The organism is Bartonella sp. AD328YNZD (genome assembly GCF_042196425.1).
Genome location: NZ_JBHIQG010000163.1, coordinates 3,077 through 5,539, shown reverse-complemented (window position 1 = coordinate 5,539; position 2,463 = coordinate 3,077). Strand labels below are relative to the sequence as shown.

Below are 2,463 nucleotides of genomic sequence, written 5' to 3'. Positions count from 1 at the left end.
CAGCCCAATGGAACAGCACAAAACCGCAACAGTGATGACATTGCTTTATGGAATGAGCTTGTGGATTCAGTGAGAGCTTTGGGGCAAATGAATGATTGGTCTAAGGCGGAAGTGGCGCGGCGCATAGGCATGCCGGATGGGACGTTTTCGCAATGGTATGCGGGCAGTTATGCGGGACAGTTGGGGAAGCAAAATGCGAAGGTTCAACAATGGGTTGAGGTTTTAAAGGAAACAGCGGGGTTTTTGGAGCGCATTCCTGAAAAGCCGGCTTTTCAGAGGAATCGAATTGCTAGTGAGATCATTGATACTTTAACACTGGCGCAAAGTACGGGGGATATGGTGATGATTACGCTTGATGCGGGCAGTGGTAAGACCGAAACCTGCCGCCATTACCGCGCGACCCGCCCGCATGTTTATCTGGTGACAGCAAGCCCGCATACGCGTAGTGTTCATGGTATTTTGAATGATATGGCAGCAGAATTGGAGGTGGTGGAATATAATCCCACCCGCTTAACGCGTGCTATTGGCAAAAAGTTAGAGCGCGTGGGCAGTGGCACGTTGTTGATCGTTGATGAGGCGCAAAATTTAACGGATGAAGCGATTAATCAGTTGCGCCACTTTGTTGATATCAATGGTACGGGGTTGGCTTTGGTTGGCAATGATGAAATCTCTGGACGGTTGGTTCATCGTCAAAATGGTCCCTCTTATGCGCAAATTAAAAGCCGATTGGCGATGCATTTGAAGCGTCGCAAGCCCTATAGTGAGGATATTGCAGCGCGCATTCATGATTGGGGGATTGAAGATGTTGGTGCGATAAAGTTTTTGACGGGAATTGGTTTGAAAGCAGGAGCTTTGCGGCAAATTGACAAAACCATGATGTTGGCACGCATGGCAGCGCTTGGAGATGGGTGTGAGGTGACCCTTAAACATGTCAAAGCGGCATGGAAAAACCGTGACGTGGAGGAATTGGCATGATCCCTTTATGCGACAAAGAATTATCCGATACGCTTGTTGGTCTTTATGACGATTATCAATGCGGTTTTGATATTGGAGAAAAGCTTAAATTGTGTGTTGATTTGGCGTTATTGCTTGAATTGGAGTTGAGTGTTCACCGTTTGGGGGAGGCTGATGCGGTTTTGGAAGGCCAAGTTGTGGAAGCTTTACGTTGTAGCCAAGCGCTTCATGCCAAGAGTGATGAGGGTGAGAAAGGAACGGTTATTCATATGGATTTTGGAGGCGGAAAATGATGGAACGGAACCCTTATATGGTGAGAGATTGCTTGGTTGCTTTGCGTTCTGCTTTACTCAAGCATGAAATGGAGGGCATTTTTCTGAGTGCGAAAGATGTTCGAGAATTGAATGATTATTTGCGTCGTCTCGCGGGCTATAATCATATTTTAGGTCATGAGCTTATGCGGTGTCGTTGGCAATTGAAAGCGGGATATGACCCTTTATCGGGTTCTATTTTACCGTTTCGTCGGTTTCAAAAAACACAGGAGGAAGTTGGTGATGAATCCACAAATTGAACTTGAAGGTACGCGTTATATGAAGGATGCGAAAGGGGCTTTGGTGCCAGTAAGCCTAATCCGCCCTGCGGATTTGCTTGAGGATGAAACGGTGCGCAAAATTATGGGTTTTGCGAAAGAATTATCGGCAAGGATTGCACGTTTTAACAGCCATACGATTGCGGATTTGAGTGGTTTTGATAGCTTGCTTGCGCAAGAATATGGTGTGGAGCGGCGTGGCAAAAAGGGCAATTGCACGTATACAAGCTTTGATGGTTTGCAACGCATTAAGGTGCAAGTTCAGGAAAGTGTTGATTTTGGACCGCAATTGCAAATTGCTAAAAGCCTTCTTGATGAGTGTTTGAATGAGTGGTCTGCGGATGCACGCCCTGAAATCCGTGCGATTATTACACGTGCTTTTAATACGGATAAAGAAGGTAAGGTGAATCGGGGGGAAATCTTTATGTTGCTGCGTTTGGATATTGATGATCCACGCTGGAAAGAGGCGATGCGTGCCATTCGTGAAGCGATCCGTGTGACGACATCTAAGGAATATGTGCGTTTTTATGAGCGCGATACATTGGAAAGCCCTTGGCGGGCTGTGACGCTTGATTTAGCCAAGACATAAAAGGGAGATAATAAGGGGATACCATGTCTTTAGCGGCTATTCATATGGGCAAACGCGCGTTAGGTCTTGATGATGAGACCTATCGCGCACTGCTTTTTCGATTGACAGGCAAGCAATCGGCAAAAGATTTGAATTTTTCAGAACAGCGCTTTGTGATGCAAGAAATGCGAGCATATGGGGGTGAGGTCAATGGCAAGCTTTTAGAGGGAAAATATGCCAAGAAGCTCCAGGCGCTCTGGATTGCTGGGTGGAATCTTGGCATTATCCGTGATCGTTCAGATAAGGCGTTGCTTGCCTTTGTGAAAAGACAGACAGGCGTTGATCATATTCG

Annotated in this window: 5 protein-coding genes; all 5 read left to right on the top strand. The window is 46.5% G+C overall.

The genetic code is table 11. The features are described from left to right. A partial coding sequence (locus ACFIO3_RS08100; protein ID WP_375704293.1) for an AAA family ATPase occupies positions 1-975 on the top strand: 975 nt, incomplete at its 5' end. Beyond that, positions 972-1,247, top strand: coding sequence for a hypothetical protein (locus tag ACFIO3_RS08095; protein ID WP_375607958.1), 276 nt, complete (start codon positions 972-974; stop codon positions 1,245-1,247). The genes ACFIO3_RS08100 and ACFIO3_RS08095, both read left to right, overlap by 4 nt. Beyond that, a complete protein-coding gene (locus ACFIO3_RS08090; RefSeq protein WP_375615422.1) occupies positions 1,247-1,525 on the top strand; it encodes a hypothetical protein in 279 nt (92 codons plus the stop codon). Before ACFIO3_RS08095 ends, ACFIO3_RS08090 begins: the two co-directional genes overlap by 1 nt. Beyond that, on the top strand, positions 1,509-2,132 hold the full coding sequence (locus ACFIO3_RS08085; protein ID WP_375615413.1) for a DUF3164 family protein: 624 nt from the start codon (positions 1,509-1,511) through the stop codon (positions 2,130-2,132). Before ACFIO3_RS08090 ends, ACFIO3_RS08085 begins: the two co-directional genes overlap by 17 nt. A gap of 23 nt (positions 2,133-2,155) precedes the next feature. After that, the coding region (locus ACFIO3_RS08080; protein WP_375704292.1) for a phage protein GemA/Gp16 family protein at positions 2,156-2,463 on the top strand (308 nt) is incomplete at its 3' end.

Bases quoted from the DNA above. Each gene is read 5' to 3' on its own strand.
- ACFIO3_RS08085 (WP_375615413.1), top strand. From the start codon at position 1,509: ATGAATCCACAAATTGAACTTGAAGGTACGCGTTATATGAAGGATGCG.
- ACFIO3_RS08095 (WP_375607958.1), top strand. From the start codon at position 972: ATGATCCCTTTATGCGACAAAGAATTATCCGATACGCTTGTTGGTCTT.
- ACFIO3_RS08090 (WP_375615422.1), top strand. From the start codon at position 1,247: ATGGAACGGAACCCTTATATGGTGAGAGATTGCTTGGTTGCTTTGCGT.